This is a genomic window from Rhodococcus sp. KRD197 (assembly GCF_017168235.1).
In the GTDB taxonomy this organism is placed as follows: Bacteria; Actinomycetota; Actinomycetes; order Mycobacteriales; family Mycobacteriaceae; genus Rhodococcoides.
This window is the reverse complement of record NZ_JABFAO010000011.1, coordinates 249,490-262,743: the sequence shown is the minus strand read 5'-3', so window position 1 is coordinate 262,743 and position 13,254 is coordinate 249,490. Positions and strand designations below refer to the sequence as shown.

Sequence of the window (13,254 nt, the reverse complement as noted above, 5' to 3'; positions counted from 1 at the left end):
GAGCGTCAGTCCTCGCTCGCGTCGATCACTCGATGATCGCGTGACTCGACTGCCTTACGCTGCCCGACACGTCCGTCGAAGCGGCTGACTTCGTCGGCGGAACGTGGTGGGCGATCGTTGGCGATGAGGACAGCCATCCACGGCAAAGGAATCGATGCCCCGACGATCGCCATGGCGATCCAGGGGTTCGCCCACATGCTGTAGGAGATGGCTGCCAGCACGAGCGCCGGAATGCGGAAGGACATGATGAACATGTACTTGCGCACCCTCGCGCGATGCTGTTCCTCGATTGAGCTCTGTGCTTCGGTGATGAGTGCGGGGTGACGAGCAGAACCGATCTCGGTCGAGCCCGAAGTCTCGGATATTCGCGTCATGACAACCACTTTGTCACTACCTGCGTCGGAATGCACTCGAGGGCGTTGTTCGTCTCACCGGCCCAACGTGCGGAATAATCGAAGCATGAGCACACAGACCAAGGACCGTCCCGAGATCGCCCCCGACGAAACCACCGATGACGACAGGCCAAAGTTCTTCCACTACGTCAAGAAGAACAAGATCGCCGAGAGCGCGGTCATGGGGACGCACGTCGTCGCACTGTGCGGAGAGGTCTTTCCAGTGACCAAGTCGGCCAAGCCCGGTTCGCCGGTGTGCCCCGACTGCAAGAAGGTCTACGAGGGCTTGAAGAAGGGCGAATGATCGCCTGATGTCGTCGCCGGTCTTGCGGCGTCGGCATCCTCGGCGGTCTCTTCGACTGGGCGTTCGGGATCGGGGTTGTTCTGCGCACGTTGGGTGCGGATGCCATCCCCGGCCAGCCGGATGGGTCCGGTCGCAAGTCGCCATGCCACGGCGCCGACCGGGCCGACCGGGCCTGAGTCCTGGGATTGCGCCTGTGCGGCGAGCCACTCCTTCATCTGGGCGATGCGTGTTGCGCGCGCCGGGAAGAACTCCTGCACCGTGGCGTTGAACTCGGCACCGAGGACCACGGCGAAGCCGAGGAAGAACGTGAAGAGCAAGAACGCAATCGGCGTCGCCAAGGCTCCGTAGGTGTATCCGGTGCCGGTGATCCAGGTCAGGTAGAACCGCAGCGCGGCGCTCGTGATCATGAAGAACACACCGGCCACCAAAGCTCCGCCGAGCAGTCGATGCCAGGGCAGTGTGGTGTGCAGGGCGACCTTGTAGAGCGTGGTCAGTCCCGCGATGAGTAGCACACCCACCGCCGGGTAGTAGAGCACGTCGATCAGTTCGCTACCGACTTCGAACCAAGATCCGGGCAGCAATCTCTGCATGTACGTCGGGCCCAGGGCGACGAGGGGGAGCACGAACACCGCGACGATCAGGAAGCAGACGTAGAGCAACAACGCAAAGATGCGTTGCCAGACCGGATGGCGCGCGTCCTGCTGCCCGTGTGCATCGACGATCGAATCCACGAAGGTCGAGATGGCCGATGATCCCGCCCACAACGAGAGCACGAACCCGGCCGAGACCACTCCGCCTCTGCCCTGTTGCAGGATGTCCTGGACTGTCGGTTCGATGATTCCGTCGACAACGCTTTCGCTGAACACGGTGCTACTGAAGGTGACGATCTTGGATTCGATGATCTCGATCGTGTTGGGTCCGAACCATCCCGCGACGAATCCGAGGCTGCCGAGCACGCCCAGCAGCAGCGGTGGCAGCGAAAGGGTTTGCCAAAACGCGGCGGTAGCTGCCTTGCTGAAGATCGAGTCGCTCCACGCCTTGCTCGCTGTGCGCAGACTCACACGCCAGACCAGCCGAAACGGTTGTCTCAGCGACAACGGTTCGGCGCTGCGCGGTGCACCTGCGGTTTCACTCATGATGCTTCCAGCATTCCCGACGGGAGCTCCGCACGCTCGTTGCACCCCTATTGCGGACCTGTCGGCGTGTCGTTGTCCGCGGCGCTCTCGACTCTCGCGGTGATGCGAAGCGCGTCGGTGGAGAGCGATAGGCTCCACGGCGGACACTGCAGGGCTACCGAGAGCGCGAGGAATTTTAATCGATGCCAGGAACCGGCGGCCAGTGAGCGCTGACATGACCGACACCACGAACCCGACACCCGACACCGCCGTCGGTGCGGCCGGGGGTGCGCCGCTACGCGCTTGGCAGCGCCGCGCGCTCACCAAGTACCTCGTGGCCGCACCCAAAGATTTTCTCGCCGTTGCGACGCCGGGAGCCGGAAAAACGACATTCGCCCTGCGCGTGGCTTCGGAGCTGCTTGCGCATCGCACCGTCGATCAGGTGACGGTTGTCGCCCCGACCGAGCACCTCAAACATCAGTGGGCCGAATCCGCAGCGCGCGTCGGCCTCGCACTGGATTCGAAGTTCTCCAACTCCACGGGCCAGACATCGAGCGACTATCACGGGGTCGTGGTCACGTACGCGCAGATCGCATCGCACCCGTTCCGGCATCGAGTCCGCACCGAATCCCGGAAGACTCTGGTGATTCTCGACGAGATCCACCACGGCGGTGACGCGAAGAGCTGGGGCGAGGGGATTCGCGAAGCGTTCGGTGACGCCACCAGGCGGCTCGCGCTGACCGGAACGCCATTCCGCAGTGACGACAGCGCCATCCCGTTCGTGAACTACGAGCCGGACGACGAAGGTCTGATGCGGTCACGGGCGGACCACTCCTACGGCTATTCCGACGCACTCGCCGATGGCGTGGTGCGGCCGGTTGTGTTCCTCGCGTACTCCGGCGAGGCGCGCTGGCGGGACAATGCGGGGGAGGAGTTCACCGCGCGCCTCGGCGAGCCGCTCAGCGCAGAGCAGACGGCCCGAGCCTGGCGCACCGCACTGGACCCGCAGGGCGATTGGATGCCTGCGGTGCTGCTGGCGGCCAACACACGTCTCGAACAGCTCCGCAGCGGAGGAATGCCTGACGCGGGTGCGCTGGTCATCGCAACCGATCAAACGGTGGCACGTGCGTACGCGAAGCTGATCGAGGTGATTACTGGCGAAACCCCCTGCATCGTGCTGTCCGACGATCCGACGTCCTCGGCGCGCATCGCCGAATTCGGCCGAAGCAACCAGAAGTGGATGGTCGCTGTCCGCATGGTGTCCGAGGGAGTGGACGTCCCGCGTCTGGCAGTCGGCGTCTACGCGACCAGCGCCTCGACACCACTGTATTTCGCACAGGCAATAGGCCGCTTCGTGCGATCGCGCCGTCCCGGCGAGACCGCAAGCGTCTTTCTGCCCTCGGTTCCGGTGCTGCTCGATCTCGCAAGTCAGCTCGAGGCGCAGCGAGATCACATTCTCGGAAAGCCACATCGCGAGAAGGACGGACTCGATGACGAACTGCTGGCCGATGCGAACAAGCAGAAGGACGAAGCCGGCGAGGAAGAGAAGGCGTACACCTCCCTCGGCGCCGACGCCGAACTCGATCAGGTCATCTACGACGGTTCGTCTTTCGGGACCGCTACGTTCTCCGGGAGTGACGACGAAGCGGACTACCTGGGACTGCCGGGTTTGCTCGATGCTCAGCAGATGCGCGCCCTGCTGCGTCAGCGACAGCAGGAACAGATCGACAAGCCGACGACACCGCCGCCCGCCGCCGCTGTGCCGGCCCCGGCCGCCTCGGTGCGGGCGTCCTCCGCAGGCCAGCTTGCCTCGCTACGGCGCGAACTCAACAGTTTGGTCGCGGTGTACCACCACCGCACCGGAAAGCCGCACGGAGTGATTCACGGCGATCTACGACGGGTGTGCGGTGGCCCGCCGACTGCGATGGCGACGGCAGATCAACTGTCGGAGCGGATCGCCCAGCTGCGCAAGATGTAGCCCCCGCGCAAGCTGTCACCTGCGCACGACGTTGGGGTATGAACGCCAGAACGGGTGGCCACATGAGTGGCCACCCGTTCTGGTGTCGATGATGGTGTTGCTAGCCGACCTAAACTGCGGAGTCCGATTCGGTCGTCACCGTTGCGTTTACTTCACGCAGCCGGTCCTCGTGCGCTTTCGCGTGGTGGCCGCAGAACAGGAGTTCTCCACCGGTCGAGAGCACAACACGTGCGCGAGCCCCTGCACCGCACCGGTCGCACCGGTCGGCAGCTGTCAATTGTGGGCTGGTCAATGTTCCGGGCATGACTCCTCCGTACTGGCGTTCGGTGTGACCCGATTGCCTGGGGCCGGTCCGCCGCGTCGGTATGGCGCGGTCCGTTCACTCTTTCAGACGTATGGCGGTCACGTGTTGTTCCCGAGCGCGTTTCTCTGTGTTGTCACTAACACGAAACACAAGGAAAGCTGCTGGCAGCGCCTGCGGGGCCGTCTATGTGTTCGCTCACAGCTGATCCGTCGGCTTCATGTCGTCCCACTACGATCGAGGGGACAGGCAGACTCGGGAGTACGGGAGGTTGCCGATGGGTGCGATGGATGATTCGCGAGTGTTGCTGCACATCATCAGCCGCGAGCACTGGCTCGGGGCCCGCTCCGCGGGTGAGATAAGGCCCGACTCGCTCGCCGACGTCGGGTTCGTCCACCTCTCGACCGCGAGGCAGGTTCACCTGCCCGCGAACCGCCTGTTCTTCGGTCGCAAAGACATGGTTCTGCTGCTGCTCGACCCGGAACGATTGGATGCCCCTGTGGTTTGGGAACCGGGCGTGCCACAGGATCCGGACTCGATGCGGTTTCCGCACCTCTACGGCCCAGTGCCCACGGCGGCTGTCACCGACGTCGTCGACTATCTACCCGACGCCAGCGGCATGTTCACAGCGCCACCCGACTTGAAAGAGGTGCGCTGACGCTCGAAAGCCGCCGTCGGGGAGGCGACGGCGGCTTTCGAGTGTCAGTATTCGGTTGGAACGACTCAGTCGAGGTAGTCGCGCAGAACCTGCGAGCGTGACGGGTGGCGCAGTTTCGACATCGTTTTCGATTCGATCTGGCGGATGCGCTCACGGGTTACGCCGTAGACCTGACCGATCTCGTCGAGGGTGCGCGGCTGGCCGTCGGTGAGGCCGAATCGCAGACGAACCACGCCCGCTTCGCGCTCGGACAGCGTCTCGAGAACCGACTGCAGCTGATCCTGCAGAAGGGTGAACGACACGGCGTCGACGGCGACGACTGCCTCGGAGTCCTCGATGAAGTCACCGAGTTGGCTGTCGCCCTCGTCACCGATGGTCTGGTCGAGCGAGATCGGCTCACGCGCGTACTGCTGGATCTCCAGCACCTTTTCGGGCGTGATGTCCATTTCCTTGGCAAGTTCTTCGGGAGTGGGCTCGCGACCCAGATCCTGGAGGAGTTCGCGCTGGATGCGGCCGAGCTTGTTGATGACCTCGACCATGTGCACCGGGATGCGGATGGTGCGGGCCTGGTCGGCCATGGCCCGGGTGATCGCCTGTCGAATCCACCACGTTGCGTACGTGGAGAACTTGTAGCCCTTGGTGTAGTCGAACTTCTCGACCGCGCGGATGAGTCCGAGGTTGCCTTCCTGGATCAGGTCCAGGAACGCCATGCCGCGACCGGTGTACCGCTTGGCGAGGGAGACGACCAGACGCAGGTTCGCTTCGAGGAGGTGGTTCTTGGCCCGGTTACCGTCGCGGCAGATCCACGTGTAATCGCGGCGCGCAGCAACCGGAAGCTTCTCGCCCTTCTCGGCGAACTCGCGCATTTTCTCGGTGGCGAAGAGACCGGCTTCGATCCGCTTGGCCAGCTCGACTTCTTCCTCCGCGTTGAGCAGCGCGACCTTGCCGATCTGCTTCAGGTACGCGCGCACCGAGTCGGCGGAGGCGGTGAGCTCGGCGTCCTTGCGGGCTTGGCGCAGGGCCTCGGACTCTTCCTCGTCCCACACGAAGTCTCCGGACGCCTTGTCCTGGGCGGTCGGCTCCGGAGTGGCATCGTCTTCGGTGTCGTCTCCGGCAGCGACGACCTCTACGACGTCGTTGGCTGCGGCTGCGAGATCGCCCTCGGGAACGTCGATGTCCTCGATGCCCGGTGCGTCCTCTTCGCCGTCACCTGTGGGGGAGGCGTCGGTGGCCTTCTTGGCTGCGGCCTTCTTCGAGGGGGCCTTCTTGGCCGCCGCGCGCTTGGCGGGGGCCCTCTTCGCCGGCGCCTTCTTGGCGGGGGCAGCTGCCTTGGCCGCCGGTGCCGCAGCGTCGGTCGCCGCGGGGGCGGCGTCGACTTCTCGGATCGTGCCGTTCGGTGCCTCCGCAGCAGGTGCAGGGTTCGCAGACTCTGTTGCTGAATCTACGGTCTGACGGATATCGGTGGCTGCCACGTACGCCCTTTCGTGACGGTGTCGTGCGGCGTCACGCCAGAGTTGTTTCCGGCGGAGAGGTCTTGTCGATTGTGCCGGCGTGCAGACCGGCACCAACCATTGTAACGACCCTCCGGAACTTTGTTACCGTGCCTGCTCGCTAGCGGCGGCCGTGTCGGCAAACAGTGCTGCTCCGACGATGCCTGCGGCGTTCTGCAAAGTGGCCGCCACCACGGGCGTTCGGTTGGTGAGCAGCGGAATCCACTTCTCGCTCTTGCGGCTGATTCCGCCGCCCGCGATGAAGAGATCGGGCCACAGAAGCGCCTCGAAGGTTTCGAGGACCCTCGAGACCTCCTTGGCCCACTCCTTGTAGGAAAGCTCCTTGGTCTCTTTCACCGAGGACGCCGCCCTGTGCTCGGCTTCCTTGCCGCCCACTTCCATGTGGCCGAGTTCGGTGTTGGGGAGCAGTACGCCGTCGTGCAGGATCGCCGACCCGATACCGGTGCCGAACGTCAGCAGCACCACCACTCCGCTTCGGCCCTTTCCTGCGCCGTAGCGGTCCTCGGCCACACCGGCGGCGTCGGCGTCGTTGAGAACAACGACGTTCTCGTGCCCGAGTGCCCGTGCGAACAACGCCCTCGCATCGGTGTCGATCCAGGACTTGTCGATGTTCGCCGCCGACCGAGCGATCCCGCCGGTGACCACGGCCGGCAGAGTGACTCCTACCGGTCCGGTCCACTCGAAGCGCTGCGCGATCGAGGCCACGACGGCCGCGACGGCCTCGGGGGTGGAGGGCTGAGGTGTCTCGATCTTGTAGCGGTCGCCGACCAGTTCGCCGGTCACGAGGTCGACGATGCCGCCTTTGATCCCGCTCCCACCCACGTCGACTCCGAACCCGTGCCGTGCGCTCGTCGTGGTCGATTCCGAACCTGGTTGTGTCATGTGGCGCCCGCTCCTGCCGTCGTGGACCTGAACCGTGTAGTGCATGTCTGTTCTCGAGCCCGGCTGTTCGTGAGCCCGCCTGTTCGTACGTATTGTGCCCGACGATCGGCTCACCGTGCCCGGCGAACACGCTCGGCGCCGCTTGCACGAGAACTTCGCTCGACTGGTGTCCCTCCCGCCGTTTGTGATGCGATGGGGTCCGTGTCGAACGCATCGCAGGACTCCGCGCAGAACTTCGCCGAAATCGCCCGAGACGACCTGTCGGAGTTGGCCGACATCGCGCGGGAGGTCGCGACAGCCGCTGCCGCACACGTGCGTGCCCGGCGCCCCGAGGTATTCGGACCCGGCGCGCAGGGCGAAAATGCAGCTGCGCGCGGGCCCGTTGAGACGAAGAGCACGCCCACCGACCCGGTGACTGTCGTCGACACCGAAGCAGAACAGGTTCTGCGGACGCTGCTCGCGGAACGACGCCCCGCCGATCCCATACTCGGGGAGGAGGGCGGCGGGAGCACCGAGTCGGTGGAGGGCGTTCGGTGGGTGCTCGATCCCATCGACGGAACAGTGAACTTCCTGTACGGGATCCCCGCGTACGCGATATCGGTCGCCGTCCAGGTGGACGGCGTCAGTGTCGTCGGTGTGGTCGTCGATGTCGCACGCGAGATCCTCTACAGCGCGGTACGCGGTCGCGGCGCAACGGCAACCTCGTCCAGTGGCGATGTGGCGACGTTGACCTGCAATCCGATTTCCGATGTCGCGCTCGCTCTCGTTGCCACGGGCTTCGGATACGGATCGGCGCGGCGAGCCACACAAGGCAAGATCATTGCGGAACTGCTCCCGCAGGTACGTGACATCAGGCGAATCGGGTCGGCGGCCCTCGATCTGTGCATGGTCGCGTCGGGAGCAGTGGACGCCCATTTCGAACACGGACTCAGCCCGTGGGACTGGGCAGCCGGTTCGTTGATCGCCGAGGAGGCGGGTGCTGCGGTGATCGTGCCGAAGCCGATGTCCACGAGCGGCGAAGGTGCGGCGACCGTGGCGCTCGCGCCCGGGATCGAAGAGGACTTCCTCCGCCTCCTGGATGCGCTGGGCGCGCTCGATCCCATCCCTGCCGACTGAACGCGGCCCAGGCGCGCCCGACGCTCAGCAGCGTGCCGAGCGAGCCGCTTCGAGCAAGGTGATGTCAAGTGGCGGCGCAGCGGTGCCCGGTGCGATCCCGGCAAGAGACTGGAGCACCGACTCCGCGTCGGGGTTCGGCTGCAAGGACGTGAAATAGGTGCCCAGCGCGAGATCGACGGTGTCGTCGGCGCGACCGTCCTGGATGAGTTCGGCGCAGGGCGCGGCCAGCCACACGGTACTGGCCGCCGCGGTGCCGTTGGGTCCGAAACGGATCTGACCCTGGCACTGCATGTTCTGATCGAGGTACACCGGATCGTTGCCGACCTGCACGTCCGGAGCGCTGGCGAATCCATACTCGCTGAGATCGGCTGCGACGGTGGCAGCCTGTCCGCGTTCACCGTTGGCGTTGTAGACCCGAACCTGTGTCGCCGACAGTGGAGCGGGTTCGACGTCGAGCAGTGTGGAGCGGTCGACGCGCTCACCCAGCGGTGCAGGCAAAGTGCCGTCACTCCCGGGTTCCGAGGGGGGTTCGTTGCACTCGACCGTCGCCGTGACCGCTTCGTCTGCAGTGAACACGCGCATCCAGGTGAACACACCGAGGAGTGCGAGGACGAGTAGAACGGCGGTGATGGGGAGCGCACGCCTGCGGCGGAACGGTCGGCCGTTGTCGTCGAACGAGCTGCCCTCGGTGATCAGAGAAACCACGGTGTGGACGCGCCTTTCCGTCGGCTGATTCGAGTGAGTGCGCCGAATCGGCCTGCCCAGAGGAACAGCCGCGTGCCGGTGCAGCGATCACTGTAGTTGTCCTCGCCGTCGTAGGTTCGCGCACCGGTACATCGGAGGCTCGCAACCCGGTGGATGCATCACACCGGCGGCGCTGCGGACACGGCAAGCGGGCGCTGTGGACGCGCGGAATGCGCGAGCGGATGCCGTTGTTGATAGCCCTTTGCAAGACAGTGGAGGGTCACTCGGCGGTTCGGTTTCGCCAAAGTCGAGTGCTTCGGCTATTGTCTGGCGGCCCCGGTGGTTTCAGAAGAGAGACGAAACCGTGGCGGTCGACAGCGCACGGGAGAGGTCTCGATCAGGTTTCAACCTCGATTGTCCGGGCATTACCCCGGTAACTTCTCGGGCACCTTTCCATGCTGTTGTCCGTTGAACAGCCCGAACAAGTACAGAAACACGGTGTAAGCGCAGCGCGAGCTGCCATCCCCACCGCCGGCACGCTCCGCTTTTACGCCGGCCGGATGCTTCCACCGGAAAACGCAAGAGGACGAGGGGTACAGGAATTATGGCAACCGACTACGACGCACCGAGAAGAACAGAATCCGACGATGTGTCGGAGGACTCGCTCGAGGAGCTCAAAGCACGTCGCAACGAGGCGCAGTCCGCAGTGGTCGACGTGGACGAGTCGGACACGGCGGAATCGTTCGAACTTCCGGGCGCAGATCTGTCCGGGGAGGAACTGTCGGTTCGGGTCGTGCCGAAGCAGGCAGACGAATTCACCTGCTCGAGCTGCTTTCTGGTACATCACAGAAGCCGCTTGGCGAGTGACGCGAACGGCGTTCTCGTCTGTCGCGATTGCGCGGCTTGATCGAGACGACCGAACTCAGGTGAGGCCGGACCGCTACGCGCGGTCCTCGGGGGTGGGCCGAGCCAGCGCAGCCACGAGTTCCTCGGGCCGCGTGGAACTGACCAGCCAGTAGGGGGTGGGGTCGTCGGGATCGTCGAGAACAATCAGCACCATCTGTTTGACCCAGGTGCGGTGTTGTACGAAGGCAAGGGGATCGAGCTGCCTTCCCAGCGCCGCACTTTTTGCTGTCCGGGGCACCACGGCGGCTCTGGCAATGACATCGAGCGGTAGATGGGCCTGCCCCGCACGCAGCTCGCCTTCACCCGATGCGTTGCGAACCACCTCGACTCGCATCCGGCTCAGCCAATAGAGAGCCCAGATGGGCAGCGGGAGCAGCAGCAGATAAGGCAGCCACGCGCGAATGCCGGGAGCGCCCATGTGGACTTCCGCAGCCAACAGCGCACCGATGGCGAGGCCTGCGGGCCACCACCAGAGCGGGACCCACAGTTTCTCCGAGTGAACTGTCGCGTCTTCGGTCGGCACGTGAACTCCGTTTCCTCGGGCAGGGGAACCGACTGGGTCTGCGGCGTCCGAAGACGATGTGGAGTCGAGGTCGCGCGGTGAGTCCTTTGGCACGCTATACAGCGTAACCGTCGACAAAACGGCCGAGCGTCGGTGCATCGTCGGGCATCGCCTCCGGCAGCGTAGTCTCGGAGCACGTGAGCGACGATTTCACCGATGAAGCGGTCCACGTGGTCGAGGTTGCCGCGGGACTGTCCGCCGTACCGTTGATCCCGGTGATGAGGTTGGATCCCGATCTTCCATTGCCGCGGCGTGCCCATCAGGGAGATGCGGGCGTCGACCTGCACATCACCGCAGATGCAACGATCGCGCCTGGTGAGCGGCTCGTGGTCGGCACCGGCATCGCGATCGCGCTTCCACTGGGAACTGTCGGCCTGGTCCACCCTCGATCGGGTTTGGCCGCCCGGTCGGGTCTGTCCATCGTCAACGCACCTGGAACCATCGATGCCGGGTACCGAGGCGAGATCAAGGTATGCCTGATCAACCTCGACCGGCGAGAGACGATCGAACTCGTCCGTGGTGATCGCATTGCACAGCTGCTGGTGCAGAGGATAGAACTCGTCGACTTCGTCGAAGTGCGTTCGCTCGACGACACATCGCGTGGCAGCGGGGGTTACGGATCGAGCGGGGGGCACGCGAGCCTGACGTCGCCGGCCGAGACGCAGACACGCTGACCCGAGAGGAAAGTGAATTGAACATGTTCGGACGACGTAAGAAGACCGCGCCCCAGCACGACGAGTCCGTGGCCGAGATCGAGGTCGATGCCTCGCGGACCCGCGAGGATTCCGCCGCTGTTGTGGACGGGGACGCAGGCGGGGACGCCGAACTGGCGGCCGACCTAGGACCATTCGATCTGAGCGAACTGGACGATGACCGCGAGTCGCTCGCCGCAAGCCGGCTCGATCTCGGATCGGTGCTCGTGCCGCTTCCGAGCGGAGGGCAGCTGCAGGTCGAGATGACGCCGGCCGGTGCGCCGCAAGCAGTTCATGTGGTCACCCAACACGGCAGGATCACCATCGCTGCCTATGCTGCGCCGAAGTCGCCGGGACAGTGGCGCGAGGTTGCGAGCGACCTCTCGACTTCGCTGCGCAAGGACAACTCCGAGGTTTCGGTCGAAACAGGGCCATGGGGCCGTGAACTGCACGGCGTCACCGCCAATGCCGACCTACGTTTCATCGGGGTCGACGGATATCGATGGATGGTGCGGTGTGTGCTCGCAGGGCCGGCAGGCGCGGTGTCCCAGGACACGCCACTGGTGAAAATTGCTCGCGACATGCTCTCGCAGACCGTGGTCGACCGCGGCTCCGACCCCCACCCGGTACGTACACCGCTGCCCGTGGTCCTTCCCGAAGTGCTCATCTCTCAACTCGCGTCGGCGCAGCAACAGCTGGCGGAGCAGGCAGCCGCCCAGAAAGCCGCGGGCCAGCAGGCACCGCAGCAGGGTGTCGCACCGCAGGGCGGGGCGGCCGGGTCCGGTGAGCCGGTCGATCCGACGCAAACACCACCGTCCGGACCTGAGGAAGGGCCGCGGCGCGGCTCGTCGGGTTCGGCAATGCAGCAGCTGGGAGGCTAGTCGGCAGCAAGGCCGAGCAGACCCTCGACCGCACGGCGACCGAGAACACCAGGATCGGTCGCTATGTCATCGAGGTGGATCGCCGTGAGTACCGAGTGGGGAATCTCGCGGTTCCAGATGCGGGCGATCTCGAACGGGTGAACGGCGTCGTCGACGGCGCCGATCACAGACGTGGGGGCATTCAACCGGCGAAGCAACTGCACATCGGGTGCGACATATTCGGCGGCCTCGAGCAGCGCCGACGGAAGGTCGGGCCACTGGGCCGCCCACGACCGTGTCAGCGTCGTGGCCAGCCAGTCCGGAGATGTCGCGGCCATCGCCGCAGTGACCGCCTCGAGTCCCTCCGTGGTCAATAGGTGCGAGGTGAGGCGGGCGCTGAGCGCAGCCGGTGCATCACCCGGCTTGCCGAGCCAGGGCGGCAGTACTGCCAGTATCCCGGCCACATGCTCCCGATTGCGTGCGGACCATGCAGCTGCAACGGCTGCGCCGATCGATATCCCGCCGACGATGATTCGGCCGTGTGCATCCGCTGCAGCGTCCAATGCCGCCTCGTAGCTCGCAACAACACCCACGGGATCGGGGTCGACGGCTTCGACGCTCGTGCCCACCGCCGTCAACGCCGATGTGAATGCGTCCGACGCGAAGCGCGCATCCGATCCGGTCCCAGGTAGGACGACGGCGTGGGCAGCCCAGTTGCTCATTGCGACCATTGTGCGCACACCCGAGTTTCGATGCGTTTCGGGGCCGGTTGGCCGCAGTCCATTCTCGGGTCTACAGTTGCGAAGTACACGCCCTATGCGTGCTGAAAACCGTCGTAGATGCTCCAGGAGCGCACCATGGCACCCGCTGCCGCAGGATATTTTCGCAAGCTCACGCGGAAGTTGACCGAGGACGTCGATCAACTCGACGCCGAAGAGATGGCGGAATCGTCGGAGGCCTCCGGCGCCAGTCGCGCCTGCGATTGCTCGCGAGGTGACGAGGTCACCATGCTCGGTCGATTGCGCAGTGTGGAAGCGTGCTCGAAAGCCGCCAACGCGAACATCGAGGCCGAATTCTTCGACGGCACCGATCCGGTGACCCTCGTGTGGATCGGTCGTCGGAAGATCCCGGGGATCGAGCCGGGCAGGACCGTTCTCATTCGAGGCCGAGTCGGCGAACGTGACGGCCGAAAGATCGTGTACAACCCCTACTACGAACTTCGCGACGACTCCTGAGTCGACAGTGCGTGAACCGGCCGCAGTGTAAGTGCGGCCCGCCTCGTCGACCGGGCAC

Annotated in this window: 16 protein-coding genes; 8 read left to right on the top strand and 8 right to left on the bottom strand. The window is 65.0% G+C overall.

Annotated features, from left to right (window positions below; genetic code table 11):
• Positions 1-5: 5 nt before the first annotated feature.
• The gene (locus J1M86_RS17025) at positions 6-374 is read right to left on the bottom strand and encodes a DUF3099 domain-containing protein (RefSeq protein WP_075840201.1); all 369 of its coding nucleotides are present in this window, start codon (positions 372-374) and stop codon (positions 6-8) included.
• Between the two features lie 85 nt (positions 375-459).
• Between J1M86_RS17025 and J1M86_RS17020 the strand changes: the two genes are divergently transcribed.
• The gene (locus J1M86_RS17020) at positions 460-696 is read left to right on the top strand and encodes a DUF3039 domain-containing protein (RefSeq protein ID WP_075840037.1); all 237 of its coding nucleotides are present in this window, start codon (positions 460-462) and stop codon (positions 694-696) included.
• Here J1M86_RS17020 and J1M86_RS17015 read toward each other — a convergent pair.
• A complete protein-coding gene (locus J1M86_RS17015) occupies positions 669-1,832 on the bottom strand; it encodes a YihY/virulence factor BrkB family protein (protein WP_206510742.1) in 1,164 nt (387 codons plus the stop codon). The genes J1M86_RS17020 and J1M86_RS17015 overlap by 28 nt on opposite strands.
• Before the next feature lie 214 nt (positions 1,833-2,046).
• Here J1M86_RS17015 and J1M86_RS17010 point away from each other — a divergent pair, with 214 nt between their 5' ends.
• Positions 2,047-3,789 carry a DEAD/DEAH box helicase gene (locus J1M86_RS17010; RefSeq protein WP_075840036.1) on the top strand — a complete coding sequence of 581 codons (1,743 nt, stop codon included), beginning with the start codon at positions 2,047-2,049 and terminating at the stop codon, positions 3,787-3,789.
• A gap of 109 nt (positions 3,790-3,898) precedes the next feature.
• Here the strand turns inward: J1M86_RS17010 and J1M86_RS17005 are convergent, their stop codons facing one another.
• Positions 3,899-4,093, bottom strand: coding sequence for a hypothetical protein (locus J1M86_RS17005; RefSeq protein ID WP_075840035.1), 195 nt, complete (start codon positions 4,091-4,093; stop codon positions 3,899-3,901).
• Positions 4,094-4,376: 283 nt separating this feature from the next.
• Between J1M86_RS17005 and J1M86_RS17000 the strand changes: the two genes are divergently transcribed.
• The gene (locus J1M86_RS17000; protein ID WP_206511091.1) at positions 4,377-4,748 is read left to right on the top strand and encodes a DUF952 domain-containing protein; all 372 of its coding nucleotides are present in this window, start codon (positions 4,377-4,379) and stop codon (positions 4,746-4,748) included.
• A gap of 65 nt (positions 4,749-4,813) precedes the next feature.
• On the opposite strand, the gene J1M86_RS16995 is transcribed toward J1M86_RS17000, so the two are convergent.
• Positions 4,814-6,313: an RNA polymerase sigma factor gene (locus tag J1M86_RS16995; protein WP_307786666.1), complete on the bottom strand. Its 1,500-nt coding sequence runs from the start codon at positions 6,311-6,313 to the stop codon at positions 4,814-4,816.
• A 30-nt stretch (positions 6,314-6,343) separates the two neighbouring features.
• Positions 6,344-7,141, bottom strand: a complete 798-nt coding sequence (ppgK, locus tag J1M86_RS16990) for a polyphosphate--glucose phosphotransferase (protein ID WP_206510740.1) — start codon at positions 7,139-7,141, stop codon at positions 6,344-6,346.
• A 192-nt stretch (positions 7,142-7,333) separates the two neighbouring features.
• Between ppgK and J1M86_RS16985 the strand changes: the two genes are divergently transcribed.
• Positions 7,334-8,257, top strand: a complete 924-nt coding sequence (locus J1M86_RS16985; RefSeq protein WP_206510739.1) for an inositol monophosphatase family protein — start codon at positions 7,334-7,336, stop codon at positions 8,255-8,257.
• A 24-nt stretch (positions 8,258-8,281) separates the two neighbouring features.
• Here the strand turns inward: J1M86_RS16985 and cei are convergent, their stop codons facing one another.
• A complete protein-coding gene (gene cei / locus J1M86_RS16980; RefSeq protein WP_206510738.1) occupies positions 8,282-8,962 on the bottom strand; it encodes an envelope integrity protein Cei in 681 nt (226 codons plus the stop codon).
• Between the two features lie 583 nt (positions 8,963-9,545).
• Between cei and J1M86_RS16975 the strand changes: the two genes are divergently transcribed.
• Positions 9,546-9,848: a DUF4193 domain-containing protein gene (locus J1M86_RS16975; protein WP_019664051.1), complete on the top strand. Its 303-nt coding sequence runs from the start codon at positions 9,546-9,548 to the stop codon at positions 9,846-9,848.
• A 33-nt stretch (positions 9,849-9,881) separates the two neighbouring features.
• On the opposite strand, the gene J1M86_RS16970 is transcribed toward J1M86_RS16975, so the two are convergent.
• Positions 9,882-10,370 (bottom strand): DUF3093 domain-containing protein, encoded by a 489-nt coding sequence (locus tag J1M86_RS16970; protein ID WP_230554762.1) that lies wholly within the window; start codon positions 10,368-10,370, stop codon positions 9,882-9,884.
• 257 nt (positions 10,371-10,627) lie between these two features.
• Here J1M86_RS16970 and dut point away from each other — a divergent pair, with 257 nt between their 5' ends.
• Positions 10,628-11,083: a dUTP diphosphatase gene (gene dut / locus J1M86_RS16965; protein WP_206511090.1), complete on the top strand. Its 456-nt coding sequence runs from the start codon at positions 10,628-10,630 to the stop codon at positions 11,081-11,083.
• A 23-nt stretch (positions 11,084-11,106) separates the two neighbouring features.
• Positions 11,107-11,982, top strand: coding sequence for a DUF3710 domain-containing protein (locus J1M86_RS16960; protein WP_206510736.1), 876 nt, complete (start codon positions 11,107-11,109; stop codon positions 11,980-11,982).
• Here the strand turns inward: J1M86_RS16960 and J1M86_RS16955 are convergent.
• Positions 11,979-12,683: an alpha/beta hydrolase gene (locus tag J1M86_RS16955; protein ID WP_206510735.1), complete on the bottom strand. Its 705-nt coding sequence runs from the start codon at positions 12,681-12,683 to the stop codon at positions 11,979-11,981. The two genes, J1M86_RS16960 and J1M86_RS16955, sit on opposite strands and share 4 nt — an antisense overlap.
• 135 nt (positions 12,684-12,818) lie before the next feature.
• On the opposite strand from J1M86_RS16955, the gene J1M86_RS16950 reads away from it, so the two are divergent.
• On the top strand, positions 12,819-13,196 hold the full coding sequence (locus tag J1M86_RS16950; protein WP_206510734.1) for an OB-fold nucleic acid binding domain-containing protein: 378 nt from the start codon (positions 12,819-12,821) through the stop codon (positions 13,194-13,196).
• The last annotated feature ends 58 nt before the right edge of the window (positions 13,197-13,254 follow it).

Coding starts and splice junctions, on each gene's coding strand:
- J1M86_RS17025 (WP_075840201.1), bottom strand. CDS start 374: ATGACGCGAATATCCGAGACTTCGGGCTCGACCGAGATCGGTTCTGCT.
- J1M86_RS17020 (WP_075840037.1), top strand. CDS start 460: ATGAGCACACAGACCAAGGACCGTCCCGAGATCGCCCCCGACGAAACC.
- J1M86_RS17015 (WP_206510742.1), bottom strand. CDS start 1,832: ATGAGTGAAACCGCAGGTGCACCGCGCAGCGCCGAACCGTTGTCGCTG.
- J1M86_RS17010 (WP_075840036.1), top strand. CDS start 2,047: ATGACCGACACCACGAACCCGACACCCGACACCGCCGTCGGTGCGGCC.
- J1M86_RS17005 (WP_075840035.1), bottom strand. CDS start 4,093: ATGCCCGGAACATTGACCAGCCCACAATTGACAGCTGCCGACCGGTGC.
- J1M86_RS17000 (WP_206511091.1), top strand. CDS start 4,377: ATGGATGATTCGCGAGTGTTGCTGCACATCATCAGCCGCGAGCACTGG.
- ppgK (WP_206510740.1), bottom strand. CDS start 7,141: ATGACACAACCAGGTTCGGAATCGACCACGACGAGCGCACGGCACGGG.
- J1M86_RS16985 (WP_206510739.1), top strand. CDS start 7,334: ATGGGGTCCGTGTCGAACGCATCGCAGGACTCCGCGCAGAACTTCGCC.
- J1M86_RS16975 (WP_019664051.1), top strand. CDS start 9,546: ATGGCAACCGACTACGACGCACCGAGAAGAACAGAATCCGACGATGTG.
- dut (WP_206511090.1), top strand. CDS start 10,628: ATGAGGTTGGATCCCGATCTTCCATTGCCGCGGCGTGCCCATCAGGGA.
- J1M86_RS16960 (WP_206510736.1), top strand. CDS start 11,107: ATGTTCGGACGACGTAAGAAGACCGCGCCCCAGCACGACGAGTCCGTG.
- J1M86_RS16955 (WP_206510735.1), bottom strand. CDS start 12,683: ATGAGCAACTGGGCTGCCCACGCCGTCGTCCTACCTGGGACCGGATCG.
- J1M86_RS16950 (WP_206510734.1), top strand. CDS start 12,819: ATGGCACCCGCTGCCGCAGGATATTTTCGCAAGCTCACGCGGAAGTTG.